Genomic DNA, 20,577 nt, shown 5'->3' on the forward strand with positions numbered 1-20,577 from the left:
TGTCGGACCGGGGGTTTCACACCCCCGGACCCCCGTGGGATATTTTAGCCAAGATAAAGGGGGGCGGTTGGCGCGACCCTGCTGTTTGATACGCCGGGGGTCCGGGGTGAAGTCCGGCTTGTGGTTGGCGTGCGTTGCGAGGGCCTGACCTGGCCATTCCTGCTAGGGGATTCCCTTTGCCCGCTGTTTTCGCGGCTTGCCCCCGGGGGGTTCGCCCATTATCCCAATGCCAGCCAGTCAATACGGGAGGATGCCCATGTCCACGAACCAGCGTTTCGACAAGTCGAAACTTCCCAGCCGTCATGTGACCGAAGGCCCGGCGCGCGCGCCGCACCGGTCGTATTTCTATGCCATGGGGATCACCGAGGAAGAGATTCACCAGCCTTGGGTTGGTGTGGCCACCTGCTGGAACGAGGCGGCGCCCTGCAACATCTCGCTGAACCGTCAGGCGCAGATCGTGAAGCATGGCGTGAAAAAGGGTGGCGGTACCCCGCGAGAGTTCACCACGATCACCGTGACCGATGGCATTGCGATGGGGCATGAAGGCATGCGCTCGTCGCTCGCCAGCCGCGATGCGATTGCCGATACGGTCGAGTTGACCATGCGCGGGCATTGCTATGACGCGCTGGTGGGTCTGGCCGGCTGCGACAAGTCGCTGCCGGGGATGATGATGGCGATGGTGCGGCTGAACGTGCCGTCGGTGTTCATCTATGGCGGGTCGATCCTGCCGGGCCGCTACAAGGGCCAGGACATCACCGTGCAGGATATGTTCGAGGCGGTCGGCAAGAATCAGGCCGGCACGCTGTCGGCGGCCGAGCTGGAGATCATGGAGCGGGTGGCCTGCCCGTCCTCGGGGGCCTGTGGCGCGCAATATACCGCCAACACCATGGCCTGCGTGTCGGAAGCCATCGGCCTTGCGCTGCTGAACTCGTCCGGCGCGCCTGCGCCGTATGAGTCGCGCGATCAGTATGGCGAGGCGTCTGGCGTTGCCGTGATGAACCTGATCGAAAAGAACATCCGCGCCCGTGATATTGTCACGCGCAAATCGCTGGAGAATGCGGCGCGGGTTGTGGCCTGCACCGGCGGGTCGACCAACGGCGCGTTGCACCTGCCCGCGATTGCGCATGAGGCGGGGATTGATTTTGACCTGTTCGACGTGGCCGACATCATGCGCGACACGCCCTATTTCGTCGATCTGCGTCCGGGCGGCAAATATGTGGCCAAGGATCTGTACGAGGTTGGCGGCGTGCCGATCGTGATGAAAGAACTGATGAAACTGGGTCTGATGCACGAAGACTGCATCACCGCCAGCGGCAAGACCATCGGCGAGTCGCTGGATGAAATCGTCGGCGATGCCGATGGCCGGGTGATCTATTCCATCGGGACCCCGATCACCAAAACCGGTGGTGTGGTCGGGCTGAAGGGCAACCTTGCCCCCGATGGCGCCATCGTCAAGGTCGCGGGCATGTCAGAGGCCGAGCAGGTGTTTACCGGCCCCGCGCGGGTGTTCGAATGCGAGGAAGACGCGTTCGAGGCGGTGAAAAACCGCGCCTACAGCGAAGGCGATGTCATCGTGATCCGCAATGAGGGCCCTGCAGGCGGGCCAGGGATGCGTGAGATGCTGTCGACCACCGCCGCGCTGTCGGGGCAGGGCATGGGCAAGAAGGTGGCGCTGATCACCGATGGCCGGTTCTCGGGGGCCACGCGCGGCTTCTGCGTCGGCCATGTTGGGCCAGAGGCCGCGCATGGCGGGCCGATTGCGCTGCTCAAGACCGGCGATGTGATCACGCTGAACGCACTGACCGGCGAGTTGTCGGTGGCTTTGACCGATGAGGAACTCGCAGCCCGCAAGGCCGAATGGAAAGGCCCGCGTGAGACGCAATATGCCACCGGGGCGCTGTACAAATACGCCAAACTGGTGGGCGGTGCGCGCTGGGGAGCGGTGACCCATCCGGGGGCCAAGGCGGAGAAGCATGTCTATATGGACCAGTAAGCTGGTTCTGGCACCGGGGCTGGTTTTGGGGCTGGCGATTGGCCAGCCCTGCGCCGGCATGGCCGAGACACCGCTGCCCAAGGCCGTGGTGCTGAGCGCGCAGGACATCACGGTGCAGGGTCCGGCAGGCTATTGCCCGGATCCGGCGACCCTGAGCCAGACGGGTGGCGCGGTGGCGGTTCTGCTGGGCCGCTGCACCGATCAGGCTGCGGCCTCGCCTGCGGTGATCTTTGTCACCTTTGGCCGGGCGGGAAGCGGGGCGGCGATGGCGGCAGGCGGGCAGGAGATGGCGGCGTTCTTCGCCTCTGACGCCGGGCGCAAGTCGCTGAGCAAGCGCGGACGTGCGGCAGATGTGTCGGTAACCTCGGCGCTGAGTGTGGGGGATCTGTTCCTGTTCCGCGTGTCGGACCGGGGCGAAGGCGTCTATTGGCGCGGGATGACGGCGATGAACGGCCGCACGGTCAGCGTCAAGGTCTCGGGCCCTGATCTGGACGAGGCGGAAAGCCGCAAGCTGGTGGAAAGCACCGCAAAAGCGCTGCGCCGGGCCAATCGCTGAGGCGAAAAGCTGTGGGCCTGCGAAGTTTCTGCAATCGCTGTGGAGTCTTAAGATTTTTCCGGCAATAAAGGGAATCGTTTCCTCGTCGTGGACAATCGGCGCTGAGTACCGGGTAGAGTTGCGGAAAAGCATATGGCAGGCAGGTTTGATGCGTTTCTTGATCGGGTGTTGCAACGACGGGTGCAGCGCCGCTGGGGCGCATTGGCCGAGCGCGCGACCAGTCTGGATCTGGAAACGCTGAGTGCTTTGCGGGCGCGCGCGCGCTCGATCCGCCGGCATCTGGACCGGGTGATTCATGTGGCAGAGCATCGTCTGGCGCTGCCGGTGATCGGGTCAAACGCCATGCGCCGCCCGCTGGGCACCGACTGGTCGTGGCGGCCGACCCTGTGGCGCGGGCCGATCCCGGTGCCGGGGTTTTCGTCGGTTCCGGGGCGGGCGCTGGTCTGCGAGGGGGCGACGGTGTTTCACGACTGCCGCCATAGTGAGCTGACCGTGCGCCAGATCCGCAACACGCGGCAGTCTGATCTGGCACCGTTCGGTTTCCGGATGGACGTGTTCCGCTTTGACGGCTCGTTCCTGAGTCTGGTGATGGACCTGCCGCCCGAGGCGGCGGCGGGGTTGAAGCTGCGGCATCTGATTCGGCTGGACGTGATCGTCGAGATGGAAAAGCCGTTGGAGATTTTCGCGCGGCTCAACATCAAGCATGGGCCGAATGTCGAACAGATCGTGCGCGAGCTGCCGCTGGGGGATGAAGAGGTGATGGTGGAATTCGACCTTGCCTATACCAAGATCAACGAAAAGCGGGTCGAACGGCTTTGGGTGGATCTGATCTTTGAAGGGCCGGAGATGAACCAGATCATCCTGCGCGATGTGACGTTCAGCCGCCGCCCCCGTGCTGAACTTTAATGTGCGGAACTGTGAGGCAGGGATGATCGAGAAACGGCTGACCAAAACCCGTATCCGCGCCGGAATCTGGGAAGGTGTTCTGAGCGGCATTGACGCCCCGCCGCAGCTGGAAGTGATGCTGCTGGAACGGCCCATCGCCGGTGTGGTGGCCGAGCCGGTTGCGGGCCGGGTTGGCGAATGGGCGGTGCGGGTGCCGATCCCGGCGGACGTGCTGACCGACGGGGTGCAGACCTTTCTGATCCGCGAAGCGGGCAGCGACGAGACACTGGCGCATTTCACCATCATCACCGGGGTCGCGATGGAAGATGACATGCGCGCCGAGGTGGATCTGTTGCGGCAAGAGCTGGACATGCTCAAACGCGCGTTCCGGCGGCATTGTCTGGAGACGGCGGGGTAGGTGACGCGATCTGCCGGGCCGCGGCTTGCGCCGCGATCCCTCCGGTAAGGGGCGTTCCGCCCCCGTCGCGCGAAGGGCGCGACTCTGCCTGTGGATATTTGTCGCCCGGATAAAGGCAGTGGTTGCGTCTTTGGGGCGGGCGTGAAACGCTTTGATCAACGTTGTCATGAAAGCCGGTGCATGCTGCCGATCCTGTTGAAAACCTTGCCGTTCTTTGCCCTGATCGGTCTGGGCTATCTGGCCGGGCGCACGCGGTTTTTCGGGGCCGAGGCGACGGCGGCGCTGACGAAGTTCGTGTTTTACTTTGCGCTGTCGGCGATGCTGTTCGGCTTTGCGGCCAACCTGTCCTTGGGCGAGATCTTCAACTGGACCTTTGTGTTTGCCTATCTGTCGGCCTCGGTCGTGGTCTATCTGCTGGCGACCGGGATCGCCTTGTGGCGCGGCGTTTCGGTCGAGGAGGCGGCGGTCGAGGCGCAATGCGCGGTGATCGGCAATGTGGGCTTTCTCGGGGTGCCGATGCTAGTGTTGCTGCTGGGGGCTGCGGCGGCGGGGCCGGTTCTGCTGGTGCTGGCGGTGGATCTGATCGTGTTTTCTTCTGTGATCACGCTGGTGATCACAGCGCGGCGCGAAGGGCGGATGTCGCTGGGGATTTTCCGGGTGCTGGGCTTGGGTTTGCTGAAAAACCCGATGATCGTGTCAATCGTGCTGGGGCTGGCTTGGGGCGCGACCGGCTGGGCGCTGCCGGTGCCGGTGAATGAGTTCATGACCACGCTGGGCGCTGCGGCGACGCCGGGGGCGCTGTTTGCGATTGGGGCGTCTTTGGCGGGGCGCAGCGCGGAGCGGGTGCAGGTCGCGGTCTGGCTGGCGGGTGCCAAGCTGGTGCTGCATCCGGCGGCTGTGGCGGTGGCGGCTCTGGTGATTTTCCCGGTGGAGCGGTATGCGGCGGGGGTGATGATTGCTGCTGCTGCCCTGCCGGTGGCGGGCAATGTCTATATTCTGGCCGCGCATTTCGGCGTGGCCCCACAACGGGTTTCGACGGCGATCCTGCTGTCTACGGCGGCCTCTGTGCTGACGGTGACGGCGGTGATTGCCCTGGTGAATGGAGGGGCGTGATGAAGACGGTATCCGAGAACAGGGCATTTGGCGGCGTGCAGGGGGTGTATTCCCATGTGTCAAGCGCGACAGGTGGCGAGATGACCTTTGGTCTGTTTCTGCCCGAAGGGGCCGAGGACGGGCCGGTGCCGCTGGTGTGGTTTCTGTCCGGGCTGACCTGCACGCATGAGAATGCGATGGTGAAGTCGAACGCACAGCGCTGGGCCGCCGAGGCTGGCGTTGCGGTGGTGTTTCCCGACACCTCGCCGCGTGGCGAAGGGGTGGCGAATGACGCGGCCTTTGATCTGGGGCAGGGGGCGGGGTTTTACGTCAACGCCACGCAAAAGCCCTGGGCCCCGCATTTCCGGATGTGGGATTATGTGACGGATGAGCTGCCGCGTCTTTTGTTCAACGCCTTTCCGCTGGCCGAAGAGGCGCAGGCGATCACCGGGCATTCGATGGGCGGGCATGGCGCGCTGACCATCGCGATGAGCTTTCCGGGCCGGTTCAAATCGGTGTCGGCCTTTGCGCCGATCTGCCACCCGACCGCCAGCGACTGGGGCCGCAAGCAGTTTTCGGCCTACCTTGGCCGCGATGAAAGCACCTGGGCCGGGCATGACGCCACGCTGTTGATGCGCAAACGCGGGTTTGACGGGCCGATTCTGGTGGATCAGGGCAGTTCAGACCAGTTTGTCGATCTGCTGAAGCCCGAGGCTTTGGCCGAGGCGATGGCGGCGCGGCGGCAGGGCGGGGCGGTGCGGCTGCAAAAGGGTTATGATCACAGCTATTTCTTCGTCTCCACCTTCATGGAAGAGCACATCGGCTTTCATGCGAAGGCGCTGTATGGCTGAGCGCAGGGCTGTTGAATGACGCGGTTGTTCATTGATGCCGATGCCTGCCCGGTCAAGGCAGAGGCCGAGCGGGTGGCGACACGGCTGGGTGTGCGGATGCTGGTGGTGTCGAACGGCGGCATCCGGCCATCGCCCAACCCCTTGGTCGAGAGCGTGTTTGTGGCCTCTGGCCCCGATGAGGCCGACAAGTGGATCGCCGAGGCTTGCGGCGTGGGCGATGTGGTGGTCACCGGGGATATTCCGCTGGCCGCGAAATGCGTGGCGGCGGGGGCGCGGGTGGTCAAGCACAATGGCGAAGAGCTGAACACCGCCAATATCGGCATGGTATTGGCCACGCGCGATCTGATGCAGGATCTGCGCAGCGCCGATCCGTTCCGTCAGGGCGGCGGGCGGCCGTTTTCCAAGGCCGACCGCTCGCGGTTTCTGGATGTGCTGGACCGCGCGCTGCGGGCGGCGCAGCGTGACGGCAGGGATTGAATTCCGGCGGCGGCCAAGGCTTTATCGCCGCAACGGACAGGACAGAGGTGCAGCATGACACAACCAGAGGCAGTGGTTTTTGATATCGGCAATGTGCTGATGTACTGGAATCCGGAAGGGTTTTACGACAAGCGGCTGGGCGAGGCAGAGCGGTTGCGGCTGTTTGCCGAGACCGATGTCGAGGATATGAACATGCGCATTGATGCCGGTGCGCCGTTTCGGGCAACAGTCGAGGCGCATGCCGCCGCGCACCCGGACTGGTCTGAACATATTCTGTGCTGGTATCACAACTGGATCGAGATGGCGGCGCCCCGGATCGAAGGCTCGATCGCGCTGCTACGCGCGCTGCGGGCCAAGGGAGTGCCGGTGCTGGCGCTGACCAATTTCGGCGACGATACCTTTGCCTATGCCCAAAGCCAGCATGATTTTCTGAGCGAGTTTGACAGGGTTTTTGTGTCGGGCCGGATGGGCGTGATCAAGCCGGATGCCGAGATTTACCGCCAGCTGGAGGCAGAGATCGGGATCGCGCCGGACCGGCTGATCTTTACCGACGACAAGCCCGAGAACATCGAGGCTGCGGCGGCGCGGGGCTGGCGGGTGCATCTGTTCACCGGTTGGCAAGGCTGGGCCGAGCGGCTGGTGGCGGAGGGGTTGCTGACCCGCGCCGAGGCCGGGCTGTGAGCGTGCAGATCATCGGGCAAGAGGTCGGGCCACGGCTGAGCTGGGCCGGGCTGACCGCCGCGCTGGAGGCCGGGCACCTGCGGCCAAGGGCCGAGATCCGGGATATGGTGCTGTATCGTGGCGGTGACACCCTGCTGAACCGGGCGGCGTGGATTGACGGGCTGGGGCAGCTGGTCAAGGTGGCGACGGTGTTTCCGGGCAATGGCGCGCAGGGCCTGCCGTCGGTCAACGGCGCGGTAACGCTGTATGACGACAAGACCGGGGTGCTGACGGCGCTGGTCGATTTTCATCTGGTGACGAAGTGGAAGACGGCGGGGGATAGCCTGTTGTCGGCCAGGCGGCTGGCACGAAAGGACTCGCGGCGGATCTTGCTGGTCGGGGCGGGCGCGGTGGCGCGGTCAATGGTCAGCGCCTACTCCAGCGCCTTTCCGCAGGCCGCATTCAAGGTCTGGAGCCGCAGCCGTGCCAGTGCCGAAGCGATGGGCCTGCCGGTGGCGGAGGATCTGGAGCAGGCGGTGAAGGCGGCAGACATCATCTGCACCTGCACCATGTCGCGCGAGCCGCTGGTGCAGGGCGCATGGTTGCAGCCGGGGCAGCATCTGGATCTGATCGGGGCCTATACCGCCGCCATGCGCGAAGTCGATGACGCCGCGATGGCGCGGGCGCGGGTGTTTGTGGACAGCCGGGCCACGACGATCGGCCATATCGGCGAGCTGATTGAGCCCATGAAGAGCGGGGCAATCTCGGAAGCGGACGTGATTGCGGATTTTTATGACGATCCGGCGGGGTTTGTCCGTCGGTCAGAGGATGAGATCACCATCGCCAAGAACGGCGGCGGCGCGCATCTGGACCTGATGACGGCAGATTACATCGCGCGGATGGCGGGGGAACGCCCGCTTTGAGGGGTGAAGCGCCCACCCTGCGCGTGTGGATGCGTCGCACTTTGCGGTGTGAGGTGGCCAAAGGCGGGGTGAACCCCGCCCTACACCTGATTGCGTCCGGGGAGCGATCACCACAGCGCTGATGGGGGCGGCGAGCGCGCGTTTCCGGGTAGGGCGGGGTTCACCCCGCCATGTGTCGCGGCACAAGCGGGGATACCCCTTACGTCGCATCACAGGATCGGCAAAACCCCGCAATGTTTTGCAATGGGTGATGCAAGGGTGCAGCGGGGCGATTATATGGGAAGCATGAACCGCAGAACCGCCATATTGGCCCCGCTCGCCCTATTCGCGCTTGGCGCCCCGGCTTTTGCCGCCCGGATCCCGCTGGCCGAGTTGTCCACCTATCTGAACAGTCTGACGACCGTTCAGGCTGATTTCACCCAGATCAACGGCGACGGCACCATCGCCACCGGCAAGCTGTTCATCCGGCGTCCCGGGCGGATCCGGTTTGAATATGCGCCGCCGGACCGCTCTCTGGTGATGGCGGGGGGGCAACAGGTGGCGATCTTTGACGCAAAATCAAACCAGCCGCCGGAGCAATACCCGCTGCGCCGCACGCCGCTGAACCTTATACTGGCGGCGGATGTGAACCTGGGCCGCGCAAAGATGGTGGTGGGCCACACCGAGGTGGAGAACACCACCCGTGTCATCGCGCAAGACCCGGAAAACCCGGCTTATGGCACGATCGAGCTGGTATTTACCGCAAGCCCGGTCGAGCTGCGCCAGTGGATCATCACCGATGATGTGGGCAACAAGACCACGGTCATTCTGGGTGAGATGACAAAGGGCGGGTCGATGCCCGCCTCGTATTTCGACATCACCGCTGAAACCCGCAAGCGCGGCCTGTAACGGCCGCGCCTGAGGCGTCTTCAGCGCCGGCCGCAGCTGGCGAGTTGCAGCGCATACATTTCAGACCTGCGCTGCACCCGACCGGCAACATCGACCAGCCATGGCTTTGCCAGATAGCTTTGCCGGGCAAAGCCGCTGCGGCCTTCGTGATAGGCCAGATACTGGCTTTGGGCATCAGCCTTTGAAATCCCCAGGCGCTTTTCGCTCTGGTCCATATACCAGCCCATGAAATCGGTGGCGTCAGAGATCCGGTCGCGCTTGGCGTTGCGGCGGTTCTGCTCTTTCTGGTATTCTTCCCAGGTGCCATCCAGCGCCTGCGAATAGCCATAGGCCGAAGACTGCCGCCCCATCGGAATGATCCCCAGCGCAAACTTGTGCGGGGTCTGGGCATTGCCGATGAATTTCGATTCCTGATGGATCGTCGCCATCTGCACATGGACGGGGATACCCCATCTGCGTTCTGTCGCCTGCATGGCGCGGAAGTATTGGGGACGCTCACGCACGATGGCGCAGGCGTTTTCCAAATCACGGGGCGCCGAGAATTGACTGCTTCCACCGCCACAGGCGGCAAGCAACAGCAACAACATCGACGCGCGGAGAAGTCTGCTCATCTGCCCCTCGCACGTTTTTCTTTATTACCCGGCACAATAGGGCAAAACCGGGGCGGGGGAAATGGGGCAAGAGCGGCGTTCAGATCAGAAAACCGAGAGTGAGCGGTAAAGTGATCACAGCCAGCAGGGTCGAGGCGATGACCAGCCCCGCCACCGCATCGGCATCAGCGCCGTATTTTTCGGCCAGCATGTAGGATGTGACCGCAACCGGTGTGCTGACCTGCAGCACCAGCACGGCAAAACCGACAGGGTCGAGCCCGAAGAACCGGCCCGCCGCGACGGCCACCGCCACGGTCAGCCCGCCGCGCATCAGCGACAGCCAGACCGCGCGGGTCATCCGCCCCGGTGTCAGCCGCGCCACGGCGACGCCCAGCGTGATCAGCATCATCGGAATCGCGATCTGCCCCAGCAGCGTCAGCGCATTGGTCAGCCACATTGGCGTCTGCCAGCCCTGCCACAGGAACAGCGCCCCCAGCAGGGTGGCCCACATCGCCGGTTCCCGGATCACCCGCAGCAGCGAGCCGCCGCCTGCGACGAGCCAGATGCCAAAGGTAAAGCTCCAGATCAGCATCACCGCAAAGATCACCACGGCATAGCCCAGCCCCGCCTCGCCAAAGGCAAAGAGCGCCAGCGGCAGGCCGACATTGCCGGTATTGCCAAAGATCAGCGGTGCCAGATACGTGCGCCGGTCCAGTCGCAGCCCCCGGACCACGCCCCACAGGATCAGCGTGAGCGCGCCATAGGCGGCAATTGCCGCGAGCGTCACGGCGGTCAGCGCGCCGGGGTCCAGCTCGGTTTTCATCAGCGCGGTAAAGATCAGCGCGGGCACTGACAGCGTCATGGTCAGCCGGGTGATGAACTCCATCCGGTACTCATGGCCGGTTCTGACCCACAGGTATCCGATGGACCCGAGCAGGCCGACCGGGGCCACGATTTCCAGCACTGTAAGGATAAGGACCAACAGTTTGTTTCCCTGTTTCAACGCCTGTCAGGTGGACAAGACACTGCCATCGGGATTAATAACCATCATCAGGGGATGCAATGTGATGCTGAGATTAACACCGAAATACCATCTTGGTCAGGTGCTGCGGCATCGCAAGCACCCTTTTCGGGGGGTCGTGTTCGATGTCGATGCGATGTTTTCCAACACCGACGAATGGTATGAGAACATCCCCGAAGAAAGCCGCCCGTCCAAGGATCAGCCGTTTTATCACCTGCTGGCCGAAAATGACCAAAGCTATTACGTCGCCTATGTTTCGGAACAGAACCTTGTCCCGGATGAGACCGGCGAACCCGTGGGCCACCCGGACCTGAGCGATCTGTTCGGCGATTTCGAGGATGGCCGCTATCCGTTGCAGTTTCAGCTGAACTGACCGGCGGGCATTGACCAGTCGGTAACCTGTGCACGTTAGCCTTGCGGAGTAACCGGAGGGCTAGGATGCAGCTGGATTGTACCCAGACACCAGATCTGATGATCGTTCACGTGCGCGAGACGCGGATTGATGCCGCCGGGGCGATAGATTTCAAGGATGGAATGCGCGATCTGACCTCGGCCGATACGCGCCGTGTGATGCTGGATCTGTCGCACGTGGGGTTCATCGACAGCTCTGGTCTGGGCGCGGTGGTGGCGGTGCGCAAATTCCTGGGGCCGGACCGTCCGCTGGAACTGGCGGGGCTGACCCCTGCGGTGGAAAAGGTGTTTCGTCTGACGCGGATGGATTCTGTGTTCGTCATTCATGGCGATGTTCCGGCTGGTGCGGGCAGCTTGCGTGATGTCGTCTGACGATCCGGGCGAACACACCCGCATTATCATCAACGCTGATCCGATTGCAGTGCGGCAGGCGTTGGGTGCGTTGTTTGACCAGCTGATGGCAGGCCGGATGAGCGCGGATGCCCGCGACGCCGCCCAGATCGTGTTGGCCGAGGCGTTGAACAATATTGTCGAACACGCCTATGCACAGGGGCCGGGTGAAATCGAGCTGACGATCGACATTTCCGCACGTGGGCTGACCTGTCGCATCATGGATGCCGGCCAGCCGTTGCCGGGCGTGGGCGTGCCGGTTGGGGAACTGGCGCCGTTGCTGCCCGGTGAAGACTTGCCCGAAGGCGGCTTTGGCTGGCATTTGATTCGGTCGCTGTCCGAAGATCTGAACTACCGCCGCGAGGGGGAGCGGAATTTCCTGTCATTCCGCATATCGGCGCAACAATACCCACATTAGCTGTGCATTGTTTCCACCGTTTCAGATCTGACGCGAAAGTGCCGCAGTTTCCCCCTAAAACTGACGCGCAGAACGTCGATATTGAACGGGTAGCTGCATAAAGCTTCCCTCGGCGCTGCGAATATTGCCCCCACCCAGTTCGCGGCGCCGAGGTTCCCTATGCAGCCTGCTTTCCCCACATTGATGACGCGTCGGGTGGCGTCTTTGCGCCCATACCCGGCTTGGCGGGGCGCAGGCCGCTGTGTTAGGGGCTGGGGGCGCGCTTGACCGGCAAGATGGCGGCGCAAGGATGGCATGGCGTTGGGATACCGAAATGACCCCTGATTACCAGACGATGCGCAGCGCGATTCTGTCGCTGACCGAAGGCGAAACCGACGCGGTGGCGCTGATGGCCACCGTGGCCTGCGAGGTGCATCATGCCCATCCGTTCAGCGACTGGACCGGATTTTACCGCGTGGTCGCGCCCGAGCTGTTGAAGATCGGGCCGTATCAGGGCGGGCATGGCTGTCTGGTGATCCCGTTTTCGCGGGGCGTCTGCGGGGCCTGTGCGCGGACGGGTGCGGTGCAGAATGTGCCGGATGTCGATGCCTTTCCCGGCCATATCGCCTGTGCGTCGAGCACGCGGTCTGAACTGGTTCTGCCGGTCTGGAATGGCGCGGGCACCCTGCTTGGGGTGTTCGATCTGGACAGCAACACGCCTGCGGCCTTTACCGCCGCAGATGAGGCGTTTTTCACCGCGCTGCTGGCGGATGTGTTTCGCGATGCAAACTGACCCGCCACGCGTGGCACCGATTGCCGTTTTTGATGGCATGAGGCCGGAGCCGCTTTCCCCGACGGCGCTGACGCCCGGGCGCGTCGCGGCAGGCATCCTGCGATGACCCGGCGCATTGCCCCCGATAACGCCCCCAGCCTGATCCCCGATTTCGGCTATGATCCGCCGGATGTGCCCTTGGCTATCCTGCATGAAGACGCACATATTCTGGTGGTGGACAAACCGGCCGGACTGCTGAGTGTGCCCGGCAAGCTCGAGGGGCGGCAGGATTGCCTGATCACCCGGTTGCAGGCGGCGCGCTGGGATGCGCTTGTGGTGCACCGGCTGGATTGCGACACATCGGGCGTGATGATCTTTGCCCGCACCAAACAGGCGCAGGGCTTTCTGGGGCAGGAGTTTGAGAAGCGCCGGGCGCGCAAGACCTATGTGGCGCGGGTCTGGGGGCAGATGGAGCAGGATCGGGGCCATGTCGATCTGCCGCTGGGCAGCGACTGGCCGCGCCGCCCGCGTCAGATGGTGGACCATGAAAACGGCCGCCCCGCCCGCACCGACTGGGAGGTGACCCAGCGCAGCGAGTCGGAAACCCGCGTGCGCCTGCACCCGCTGACCGGGCGCAGCCATCAGCTGCGGGTGCATATGCTGGCCTTGGGGCATGTGATCATCGGCGATCAGATCTATGCCACGGGCGAGGCGAGCGACGCCCCGCGTCTGATGCTGCATTCCGAGACGCTGAGCCTGCACCATCCGGCAACAGGAGCGTTGGTGACGTTTCAAGCCCCGCTGCCTTTCTGAGCAAATCCGCTTTCCTCTGCTGCTGTTAATAGTTTAAGCATCTGGCATGAGATGGACGCTGCCCAATATTCTGACGGTGATGCGCCTGATTGCTGCGCCCGGCGTTGCGATCATGTTCCTGTATTTCCACCGCCCCTGGGCCGACTGGTTCGCGCTGACCCTGTTTGTGGTGGCCGCCGTCACCGACTGGTTTGACGGCTATATTGCCCGGCGCTGGCAGCAGGAATCGAAATTCGGCGCCATGCTGGACCCGATCGCCGACAAGGCGATGGTGGTGATCGCGCTGGTGATCATCACCGGCTATTCCGGGATGAACCCCTGGCTGATCCTGCCGGTCACCCTGATCCTGTTCCGTGAAGTCTTCGTCTCGGGCCTGCGCGAGTTTCTGGCGGAAAAGGCGGGGCTGCTGAAGGTCACCAAACTGGCCAAATGGAAGACCACGGCGCAGATGGTGGCGATTGCGGTGCTGTTTCTGGGCACCGGGCTGGAACATCTGGAGGGGATCGCGCGGCGCGGGATGACCACCGAGCAATATGCCGGGCTGGTGACGCAGGGCCTTGCCGATCCGCTGCGGTCTTGCGGGGCGCGGGGCTGTTCGTCGGTGGCCACCCTGGTCGGGCTTGGCCTGATCTGGCTGGCGGCCATTCTGACACTGGTGACCGGCTGGGATTACTTCCGCAAGTCGCTGCCCTATCTGAAGGATGACACGCCGTGACGGTCGAGGTGCTGTATTTCGCCTGGGTGCGTGAGCGGATTGGCCTTCCGCGCGAACGGGTCGAGACGCAGGCCGCAACCGTGGCGGATCTGATTGCAGAACTGGTGGCGCGTGAAGAGCGCTACGAGATGGCCTTTGCCGATCTGGCCAGCCTGCGGGTGGCGCTGGATCAGGAGCTGTCATCGTTTGACGCCCCCCTTGCCGGGGTGCGTGAGGTGGCGTTTTTCCCGCCGATGACGGGCGGCTGAGATGCGGGTATCGGTCCAGAGCGCGCCGTTCGATCTGGGGGCCGAGTCGATGGCCTTCGCCGCTGGTGCGGCGGGCGCGGGGGCGGTGGTGACCTTTACCGGCATCGTGCGCGACAATGGCGGCACATTGGCCGCGATGGAGATCGAGCATTACCCCGGCATGACCGAACGCGCGATTGCCGCGATCATGGACGAGGCGCGGTCGCGCTGGTCGATGATCGACGCGCTGGTGATCCACCGGCACGGGCGGCTGGCGGGGGGCGAGATGATCATGATGGTCGCCACCGCAGCGCCGCACCGGGCCGATGCCTTTGCGGCGGCGGAGTTTCTGATGGATTACCTCAAATCCCGCGCGCCGTTCTGGAAAAAGGAACTGGGGCCGGATGGGGCGGTCTGGGTGGCGGCCAAGGATGAGGACGAGGCGGCCCTTCGGCGCTGGTAGGTCCTGTGGCTGGCGCCGGAGCCTCCGGCGGGAGTATTTGCAAAGCAGCAATGGCTTGGTGGTTTTCTTGGGGCGGCTGTCCGTGCTAGGTCTGCTGTCATGGAACAGTTGCCCAGCAAAGAGCAGATCCTGCAATGGATCAATGAAAACCCCGGCCTGCAGGCCAAGCGTGACATTGCGCGCGCCTTTGGCATCAAGGGGGCGGCGCGGATCGAGTTGAAGCGCATCCTGAAGGAGCTGGAGGATGAGGGGAACGTGGCCAAGCAGGGCCGCAGCTACCGCGATCCTGACAGCCTTCCCCCCGTATCCATTCTGGTGATCACCGGGCCGGACGCGCAGGGCGATGTCTTTGCCCGGCCGATGGAATGGGGTGGCGAGGGCGAGGCGCCGCGTGTGCTGTTCGTGGCCAAGAAAGGCGATCCGGCGCTGGCGGCGGGCGACCGGATTCTGGCGCGGCTGTCGCCGGTGGATGTGGGCGAGTATCAGTACGAGGCGCGCCTGATCCGCCATATCGGCACCAATCCGCTGCGGGTGCTGGGCGTGTTCCGGGCCAATGCCGAAGGCGGGCGGATCGTGCCGGTTGACAAGGGCCAGGACAAGGAATGGCGCGTCGGGCGTGACATGACGCTGGGTGCGAAGGATGGCGAGCTGGTCGAGGGTGAAGCCATCGGGCGGCGCAACATGGGGCTGCCGCAGGCGCGGGTGACCGCCGTGCTGGGTGATCCGTCAGGGCCGCGGGCGGTCAGCCTGATTGCGATCCATCAGCATGGGATTCCCGATCAGTTTCCCGATGCGGTGATCGCCGAGGCGGACCGGGCCGAGCCCGCCCCGCTGGAGGGGCGCGACGATCTGCGCGATCTGCCGCTGTTGACCATCGACCCGGCCGATGCGCGCGACCGCGATGATGCGGTCTATGCCGAACATGACCGCGAGCCGGGCAATGCGGGTGGGTTCGTCGTATGGGTGGCGATTGCCGATGTGGCGTATTACGTGCGCCCCGGATCTGCGCTGGACCGCGAGGCGAGGAAGCGCGGCAACTCCACCTATTTCCCTGACCGGGTGGTGCCGATGCTGCCTGACATCCTGTCGGGCGATCTGTGCAGCTTGCACCAGCATGTCGACCGCGCCTGTCTGGCGGTGCGGATGCGGCTGGATGCGCAAGGGGCCAAGATCAGCCACCGTTTCGTGCGCGGGATCATGCGATCTGTCGCCAGCCTGAGCTATGAGCAGGTGCAGGCGGCCATTGACGGCGCGCCCGATGCGGTGACCGAACCGCTGCTGGAGCCGGTGCTGAAGCCGCTCTATGCCGCCTATGCCGCGACCAAACTGGCGCGGGCGCTGCGCCAGCCGCTGGATCTGGACCTGCCGGAGCGCAAGATCGAGCTGTCAGAGAGTGGCGAGGTCAAGGCGGTGTCGTTCAAGGAACGCTTTGACGCGCACCGGCTGATCGAAGAGTTCATGATCCTTGCCAATGTGGCGGCGGCAGAAGAGCTGGTGCGGCTGAAAAAGCCGCTGCTGTTCCGGGTGCATGAAGAGCCGACGCCCGAAAAGCTGGACAATCTGCGTGAGGTGGCCGAGGCCTCTGGCTTTGTGCTGGCCAAGGGGCAGGTGCTGCAGACCCGGCATCTGAACACGCTGCTGGCGGCGGCGCAGGGGACCGAGTTTGACGAATTGCTGAACATCAGCACGCTGCGCAGCATGACGCAGGCGTATTACTTTCCGCAGAACTTCGGCCATTTCGGATTGGCGTTGAAGAATTATGCGCATTTCACCTCTCCCATCCGGCGCTATTCCGACCTGATCGTGCATAGGGCACTGATTGCCGGGCATGGCTGGGGCAAGGACGGGTTGTCGGCGCAGGATATCGAGACGCTGGAGGAAACCGCAAAGCTGATTTCCGACAGCGAACGCCGCAGCATGGCGGCGGAACGGGATACCACCGACCGCTATCTGGCGGCTTACCTTGCCGACCGGGTGGGCGCAGAATTTGGCGGGCGGATTTCGGGCGTGCAGCGCTTTGGCCTGTTTGTGAAGCTGGATGAAACCGGGGCCGACGGGCTGATCCCGATCCGCAGCATCGGGCGCGAGTTCTATCATTATGATCAGGACAGCCAGACCCTGACCGGGGCCGATACCGGCATGACCATCGGCATCGGGCAGCGGGTGGTGGTGCGGCTGGCAGAGGCCACGCCGGTCACCGGGGGCATCACGCTGGACCTCTTGACCATCGAGGGCGGGACGATGCCGAAAACCACGCAGCGCCGGGGCCGCTATGCCCCGCGCAAGCCGGGGCAGGCGGCGGCAAAGGACAGCAAGCTGAAACGCAAGGTGCTGCGCAAGCGGCGTTAGGGTTTGTGTCGGCGGCGGTGGGCGGCGGGAATGCGCAGCTCGGCCCGGTATTTGGCGACGGTGCGCCGCGCCAGTGCCGCGCCGTCCTCGCTCAGCGCCTGTGCCAGCGCTTCGTCTGACAGCGGTTGCGTGGCCTCTTCGTCAGCGATCATCCGGGCCAGCCGGGCGCGCAGCGCAGCAGCGGCAGTATCGGCCCCCATGTCGGGCGAAAACAGCCGCCGCAGCCACCACGTGCCATGCGGGGTGTCAACCGCAGCGCCCGCCACCACCCGGCTGACGGTGGATTTGTGCAGGCCAAGACTTTGCGCCAGCGTCTGCATGGTCAGCGGCCGCAGGGCGGCCGCGCCAGTGTCGAGCGCTGCGCGCTGATGCGACAGGATCGCTTGCCCCACCGCCAGCAGCGTCATGTTGCGGCTTTCGACCAGCCGGACCATATCGCGTGCCCGGGCCGCGCCCGGTGCCGCGGGGTCAACGCTCAGCGCGGGCAGGGAGGAGTGGTTGAGCGTGACCAGCCAGCCGCCTTCGCCCTGCCGCACAATCAGATCGGGCTCGCGCAGCGGGCTGGCGATGGCGGAAAAGCTGGCGCCGGGTTTGGGGTTGAAGCTGCGGATCAGGCGAAAGCGGCTGTGGATGTCAGCCTCGGGCGCGCCGGTCAGGCGGGCGAGTGCGGCCCAGTCGCCCGAGGCGACCAGATCCAGCCGGTCCAGCATCACGCTCAGCACCGGGTCCAGCGCTTCGGCGTCGATGGCCTGCAGGCGCAGGCAGTCGGCCAGATTGCGGGCGAACAGACCGGGCGGGTCAATCTGGTGCAGGCGGATCAGCACCCGGTCCACCGCATCGGTGCTGACCCCCAGTTCGGCGGCAATCTCGGCGACGGGGCGGCCCAGCCAGCCCGAAGGCTCCAGCGCATCCGCCAGCGCCAGCGCGATGGAGCGGTCGCGCTGGGCGGGCACAAGGCCGGGAATCGCCGACAGGACATGCGCGATCAGACTGGGGCCATGGGCGGCAAAGGTTGCCGTTTCATCCGCGCCGCTATGGGGCAACACCCCCGACCAGCGCGGCAGCCAGTCGCCTGCCGCAGGCAACACGGGGTGCAGGCTCAGGGCAGGCGTCTCGGCGGCCTGTTCCTCCAGATAGTGGGTCAGACCCGCCGCATCGGCCCGGAGCATGCGCAGCGCAGTATGCAGCCCGGTGCTGAGCTGCAACCGCTGGGTCTGGCTGACCCCCATTTTTGCGCGCACTTTCATGGTACGCAGGGTAAGATGTGGGGGGATGTCAGACAAGGTGGTTTACACAGCGTCTGAAGTGCGGTGGCAGCTCGCCGCAGAAGGGCGCAACCGGTGTGGTTCCACTCGCCCTTGGCCGCTTGAACGCATAGGGTCGGGCCAGCCCTGACAAAAGTGACCCGGTTGATGTTGACTGCTCCGCTGCCCCTGACCCGTGACATTGTGCTGATCGGTGGCGGGCATGCCCATGCGCTGGTGTTGCGGATGTGGGGGATGGACCCGCTGCCGGGGGCGCGGATCACGGTGGTCAATCCCGGCCCGGTGGCCCCCTATACCGGCATGCTGCCGGGGGCGGTTGCCGGGCATTACACGCGCGATGCGATGATGATTGATCTAATACGGCTGGCCCGCTTTGCCGGGGCGCGGGTGGTGCTGGACCGGGCCTGCGGCATCGACCGGGCGGCGGGGCAGGTGGTGCTGACCTCGGGGCGGCGGCTGCGCTATGATGCGGCGTCGATCGACATCGGCATCGCGTCGGATCTGCCGGACGTGCCGGGCTATGCCGAACACGGGGTCGCGGCCAAGCCGCTGGGCACCTATGCCGCGCGGTGGGAGGCGTTTGTACAGAGCTGTGGCCCTGCGCCGCAACTGGTGATCATCGGTGCGGGTGTCGGCGGTTTGGAACTGGCGCTGGCCTCGGCCCACCGGCTGCGCGCGGCGGGGAAGACCCCGCGCATCACGCTGCTGGAGCGTGGGGCGCAGGCGTTGCCGGGGGTGTCTGCGGGCACGCGCAACACCCTGATTGCGGCGTTGCGCGATCATGGCGTGCAGCTGCTGACCGGGGTGAGTGCGGCGCAGGTGCTGGCGGATGCGGTGCTGCTCACCGATGGGCAGCGTCTGGCCTCGGATTTTACGCTGTCGGTGGCGGGGGCGCGACCGCAGGACTGGCTGCGCGACACCGGGCTGGCGCTGACCGATGGCTTTGTCGATGTGGGGCCGACGTTGCAGACATCAGACCCCGCGATCTTTGCGGCAGGCGATTGCGCGTATCTGACCCATGCGCCGCGCCCCAAGGCCGGGGTGTTTGCGGTGCGTGAAGCGCCGGTTTTGCTCCACAACCTGCGCGCCGCCGTGTCGGGCGGGGCGCTGCGGGGCTATGCCCCGCAGCGCGATTATCTGAAACTGGTCTCGGTCGGCGGCAAGGTGGCGGTGGCCGACAAGTTCGGTCTGCGTTCGGGCGGGGCGTGGCTGTGGCGGCTGAAGGATCGGATTGACGCGAAGTTCATGGCAAAGTTCGCCACTTATCCCGCCATGCCCCGGCCTGCGCTGCCGCAGCCCCATGCCGGCGGGCTGGCCGAGGCCATCGGTGACAAGCCGATGTGCGGCGGCTGCGGGGCCAAGGTTGGGGCGGGCGCGTTGCGCGCAGCGCTGGGCGGGTTACCCGTGCCACAGCGGGCCGATGTGCTGTCAGGGCCGGGGGATGATGCCGCGCTGCTGCGCATCGGCGGGCAGCAGCAGGTGATCACCACCGACCATCTGCGCAGCTTTTGCCACGACCCGGCGCTGATGGCGCGGCTGGCGGCGGTGCATGCGCTGGGCGACATCTGGGCGATGGGTGCCGATCCGCAGGCGGCGCTGGCGCAGATCACCCTGCCGCGCCTGTCAGATGCCTTGCAGGCCGACATGCTGGCCGAGGTGATGCAGGCCGCAACGGCGGTGTTCCGCGCCGCCGGGGCCGATGTGGTGGGCGGGCATTCTTCGGTCGGCGATGAGCTGACGGTGGGCTTTACCGTGACCGGGCTGCTGACTGGCCCCGCGCGGCTGAAACGCGGCGCGCAGCCGGGCGATGCGATTGTGCTGACAAAGCCGCTGGGCACCGGTGTGGTGCTGGCGGCAGAAATGGCGCTGGTGCAGCCAAGGCTGGAGCTGACGGGCGGGCTGATGCTGGGCGAGATCTGGGCCGCCTGCATCGCCAGCATGGAGCGGCCTCTGGCACCTGCGGCGGCCCTCCTGCGCACGCGGGCCCATGCGATGACCGATGTGACCGGCTTTGGTCTGGCGGGCCATCTGTGGGAGATGCTGGAGCCGTCGGGCCTTGGGGCGGAGCTGTCACTCGCCGCGCTGCCGCTGCTGCCGGGGGCCGAGGGGCTGGCGGCGAAGGGCGTGGCCTCCACCCTCGCGCCGTCCAACCGGGCGGCGGTGGGCTGGCAGGTGGAAGGCGGGGCGGGGCCAAGATTTGATCTGCTGCTCGACCCGCAGACCTGTGGCGGCCTGCTGGCCTGCGTGCCTGCCGGGGCGCTGGAGGCTGTGCTGGCAGAGATGGCACAGGCCGGGGAAATGGTGGTCCAGATCGGGTGGGTGACGGCGGGGCCGGGGCGGATCATTCTGGACTGAAAGCGCGCGGGGCTGGCGATGGATGCGCTCCGCGCGGGAGTATTTCAGAAAGGTGCAATCCGGCAG

Annotated in this window: 23 protein-coding genes; 20 read left to right on the plus strand and 3 right to left on the minus strand. The window is 65.1% G+C overall.

Annotated features, from left to right (window positions below; genetic code table 11):
• The first annotated feature begins 250 nt into the window (after positions 1–250).
• From ilvD to J2X53_RS00300, 10 genes are all read left to right on the plus strand, one after another.
• Complete coding sequence (ilvD, locus tag J2X53_RS00255) at positions 251–1,993, plus strand: dihydroxy-acid dehydratase (protein ID WP_349035492.1); 1,743 nt, start codon at positions 251–253, stop codon at positions 1,991–1,993.
• On the plus strand, positions 1,974–2,549 hold the full coding sequence (locus J2X53_RS00260; protein ID WP_349035493.1) for a cation transport ATPase: 576 nt from the start codon (positions 1,974–1,976) through the stop codon (positions 2,547–2,549). Before ilvD ends, J2X53_RS00260 begins: the two co-directional genes overlap by 20 nt.
• 132 nt (positions 2,550–2,681) lie before the next feature.
• Entirely contained in the window at positions 2,682–3,455 is a 774-nt protein-coding gene (locus J2X53_RS00265) for a DUF6478 family protein (protein WP_349035494.1), read from the plus strand.
• 22 nt (positions 3,456–3,477) lie between these two features.
• Positions 3,478–3,852: a hypothetical protein gene (locus J2X53_RS00270; protein ID WP_349035495.1), complete on the plus strand. Its 375-nt coding sequence runs from the start codon at positions 3,478–3,480 to the stop codon at positions 3,850–3,852.
• 180 nt (positions 3,853–4,032) lie between these two features.
• Complete coding sequence (locus J2X53_RS00275) at positions 4,033–4,965, plus strand: AEC family transporter (protein WP_349035496.1); 933 nt, start codon at positions 4,033–4,035, stop codon at positions 4,963–4,965.
• Entirely contained in the window at positions 4,965–5,795 is an 831-nt protein-coding gene (gene fghA, locus J2X53_RS00280; protein ID WP_349035497.1) for an S-formylglutathione hydrolase, read from the plus strand. Before J2X53_RS00275 ends, fghA begins: the two co-directional genes overlap by 1 nt.
• A gap of 15 nt (positions 5,796–5,810) precedes the next feature.
• The gene (locus tag J2X53_RS00285) at positions 5,811–6,272 is read left to right on the plus strand and encodes a YaiI/YqxD family protein (protein WP_349035498.1); all 462 of its coding nucleotides are present in this window, start codon (positions 5,811–5,813) and stop codon (positions 6,270–6,272) included.
• 54 nt (positions 6,273–6,326) lie between these two features.
• Entirely contained in the window at positions 6,327–6,953 is a 627-nt protein-coding gene (locus J2X53_RS00290; protein ID WP_349035499.1) for an HAD family phosphatase, read from the plus strand.
• Positions 6,950–7,855 carry an ornithine cyclodeaminase gene (locus J2X53_RS00295; protein WP_349035500.1) on the plus strand — a complete coding sequence of 302 codons (906 nt, stop codon included), beginning with the start codon at positions 6,950–6,952 and terminating at the stop codon, positions 7,853–7,855. The genes J2X53_RS00290 and J2X53_RS00295 overlap by 4 nt, the downstream gene beginning before the upstream one ends.
• A gap of 285 nt (positions 7,856–8,140) precedes the next feature.
• Positions 8,141–8,743 carry an outer membrane lipoprotein carrier protein LolA gene (locus tag J2X53_RS00300; RefSeq protein ID WP_349035501.1) on the plus strand — a complete coding sequence of 201 codons (603 nt, stop codon included), beginning with the start codon at positions 8,141–8,143 and terminating at the stop codon, positions 8,741–8,743.
• A gap of 20 nt (positions 8,744–8,763) precedes the next feature.
• On the opposite strand, the gene J2X53_RS00305 is transcribed toward J2X53_RS00300, so the two are convergent.
• Positions 8,764–9,354, minus strand: coding sequence for a lytic transglycosylase (locus J2X53_RS00305; protein WP_349035502.1), 591 nt, complete (start codon positions 9,352–9,354; stop codon positions 8,764–8,766).
• A 79-nt stretch (positions 9,355–9,433) separates the two neighbouring features.
• A complete protein-coding gene (locus J2X53_RS00310; RefSeq protein ID WP_349035503.1) occupies positions 9,434–10,315 on the minus strand; it encodes an AEC family transporter in 882 nt (293 codons plus the stop codon).
• A gap of 85 nt (positions 10,316–10,400) precedes the next feature.
• On the opposite strand from J2X53_RS00310, the gene hspQ reads away from it, so the two are divergent.
• The 9 genes from hspQ (at position 10,401) to rnr (ending at position 16,891) form a co-directional block, all read left to right on the plus strand.
• Complete coding sequence (gene hspQ, locus J2X53_RS00315) at positions 10,401–10,727, plus strand: heat shock protein HspQ (protein WP_118150182.1); 327 nt, start codon at positions 10,401–10,403, stop codon at positions 10,725–10,727.
• A 65-nt stretch (positions 10,728–10,792) separates the two neighbouring features.
• Positions 10,793–11,137 (plus strand): STAS domain-containing protein, encoded by a 345-nt coding sequence (locus J2X53_RS00320; RefSeq protein WP_349035504.1) that lies wholly within the window; start codon positions 10,793–10,795, stop codon positions 11,135–11,137.
• Complete coding sequence (locus tag J2X53_RS00325; RefSeq protein ID WP_349035505.1) at positions 11,127–11,573, plus strand: ATP-binding protein; 447 nt, start codon at positions 11,127–11,129, stop codon at positions 11,571–11,573. Before J2X53_RS00320 ends, J2X53_RS00325 begins: the two co-directional genes overlap by 11 nt.
• Before the next feature lie 313 nt (positions 11,574–11,886).
• A complete protein-coding gene (locus J2X53_RS00330; RefSeq protein ID WP_349036264.1) occupies positions 11,887–12,345 on the plus strand; it encodes a GAF domain-containing protein in 459 nt (152 codons plus the stop codon).
• Positions 12,346–12,447: 102 nt separating this feature from the next.
• Positions 12,448–13,137 (plus strand): RluA family pseudouridine synthase, encoded by a 690-nt coding sequence (locus J2X53_RS00335; RefSeq protein ID WP_349035506.1) that lies wholly within the window; start codon positions 12,448–12,450, stop codon positions 13,135–13,137.
• A 46-nt stretch (positions 13,138–13,183) separates the two neighbouring features.
• The gene (gene pgsA / locus J2X53_RS00340; protein WP_349035507.1) at positions 13,184–13,852 is read left to right on the plus strand and encodes a CDP-diacylglycerol--glycerol-3-phosphate 3-phosphatidyltransferase; all 669 of its coding nucleotides are present in this window, start codon (positions 13,184–13,186) and stop codon (positions 13,850–13,852) included.
• Positions 13,849–14,100, plus strand: coding sequence for a molybdopterin converting factor subunit 1 (moaD, locus tag J2X53_RS00345; protein WP_349035508.1), 252 nt, complete (start codon positions 13,849–13,851; stop codon positions 14,098–14,100). The genes pgsA and moaD overlap by 4 nt, the downstream gene beginning before the upstream one ends.
• Position 14,101: 1 nt before the next feature.
• The gene (locus J2X53_RS00350) at positions 14,102–14,542 is read left to right on the plus strand and encodes a molybdenum cofactor biosynthesis protein MoaE (RefSeq protein ID WP_349035509.1); all 441 of its coding nucleotides are present in this window, start codon (positions 14,102–14,104) and stop codon (positions 14,540–14,542) included.
• Positions 14,543–14,641: 99 nt separating this feature from the next.
• Entirely contained in the window at positions 14,642–16,891 is a 2,250-nt protein-coding gene (gene rnr / locus J2X53_RS00355; protein ID WP_349035510.1) for a ribonuclease R, read from the plus strand.
• On the opposite strand, the gene rpoN is transcribed toward rnr, so the two are convergent.
• The gene (gene rpoN / locus J2X53_RS00360; RefSeq protein WP_349035511.1) at positions 16,888–18,138 is read right to left on the minus strand and encodes an RNA polymerase factor sigma-54; all 1,251 of its coding nucleotides are present in this window, start codon (positions 18,136–18,138) and stop codon (positions 16,888–16,890) included. The two genes, rnr and rpoN, sit on opposite strands and share 4 nt — an antisense overlap.
• Positions 18,139–18,291: 153 nt before the next feature.
• Between rpoN and selD the strand changes: the two genes are divergently transcribed.
• Entirely contained in the window at positions 18,292–20,511 is a 2,220-nt protein-coding gene (gene selD, locus J2X53_RS00365) for a selenide, water dikinase SelD (protein ID WP_349035512.1), read from the plus strand.
• The last annotated feature ends 66 nt before the right edge of the window (positions 20,512–20,577 follow it).

This window comes from Pseudotabrizicola sp. 4114 (assembly GCF_031457365.1).
Taxonomy (GTDB): domain Bacteria; phylum Pseudomonadota; class Alphaproteobacteria; order Rhodobacterales; family Rhodobacteraceae; genus Pseudotabrizicola.

Excerpts from the sequence above, each read along its gene's own strand:
- ilvD (WP_349035492.1), top strand. The coding sequence starts at position 251 with ATGCCCATGTCCACGAACCAGCGTTTCGACAAGTCGAAACTTCCCAGC.
- J2X53_RS00260 (WP_349035493.1), top strand. The coding sequence starts at position 1,974 with ATGTCTATATGGACCAGTAAGCTGGTTCTGGCACCGGGGCTGGTTTTG.
- J2X53_RS00265 (WP_349035494.1), top strand. The coding sequence starts at position 2,682 with ATGGCAGGCAGGTTTGATGCGTTTCTTGATCGGGTGTTGCAACGACGG.
- J2X53_RS00270 (WP_349035495.1), top strand. The coding sequence starts at position 3,478 with ATGATCGAGAAACGGCTGACCAAAACCCGTATCCGCGCCGGAATCTGG.
- J2X53_RS00275 (WP_349035496.1), top strand. The coding sequence starts at position 4,033 with ATGCTGCCGATCCTGTTGAAAACCTTGCCGTTCTTTGCCCTGATCGGT.
- fghA (WP_349035497.1), top strand. The coding sequence starts at position 4,965 with ATGAAGACGGTATCCGAGAACAGGGCATTTGGCGGCGTGCAGGGGGTG.
- J2X53_RS00285 (WP_349035498.1), top strand. The coding sequence starts at position 5,811 with ATGACGCGGTTGTTCATTGATGCCGATGCCTGCCCGGTCAAGGCAGAG.
- J2X53_RS00290 (WP_349035499.1), top strand. The coding sequence starts at position 6,327 with ATGACACAACCAGAGGCAGTGGTTTTTGATATCGGCAATGTGCTGATG.
- J2X53_RS00300 (WP_349035501.1), top strand. The coding sequence starts at position 8,141 with ATGAACCGCAGAACCGCCATATTGGCCCCGCTCGCCCTATTCGCGCTT.
- J2X53_RS00305 (WP_349035502.1), bottom strand. The coding sequence starts at position 9,354 with ATGAGCAGACTTCTCCGCGCGTCGATGTTGTTGCTGTTGCTTGCCGCC.
- hspQ (WP_118150182.1), top strand. The coding sequence starts at position 10,401 with ATGCTGAGATTAACACCGAAATACCATCTTGGTCAGGTGCTGCGGCAT.
- J2X53_RS00320 (WP_349035504.1), top strand. The coding sequence starts at position 10,793 with ATGCAGCTGGATTGTACCCAGACACCAGATCTGATGATCGTTCACGTG.
- J2X53_RS00325 (WP_349035505.1), top strand. The coding sequence starts at position 11,127 with ATGTCGTCTGACGATCCGGGCGAACACACCCGCATTATCATCAACGCT.
- J2X53_RS00330 (WP_349036264.1), top strand. The coding sequence starts at position 11,887 with ATGACCCCTGATTACCAGACGATGCGCAGCGCGATTCTGTCGCTGACC.
- J2X53_RS00335 (WP_349035506.1), top strand. The coding sequence starts at position 12,448 with ATGACCCGGCGCATTGCCCCCGATAACGCCCCCAGCCTGATCCCCGAT.
- pgsA (WP_349035507.1), top strand. The coding sequence starts at position 13,184 with ATGAGATGGACGCTGCCCAATATTCTGACGGTGATGCGCCTGATTGCT.
- J2X53_RS00350 (WP_349035509.1), top strand. The coding sequence starts at position 14,102 with ATGCGGGTATCGGTCCAGAGCGCGCCGTTCGATCTGGGGGCCGAGTCG.
- rnr (WP_349035510.1), top strand. The coding sequence starts at position 14,642 with ATGGAACAGTTGCCCAGCAAAGAGCAGATCCTGCAATGGATCAATGAA.
- rpoN (WP_349035511.1), bottom strand. The coding sequence starts at position 18,138 with ATGAAAGTGCGCGCAAAAATGGGGGTCAGCCAGACCCAGCGGTTGCAG.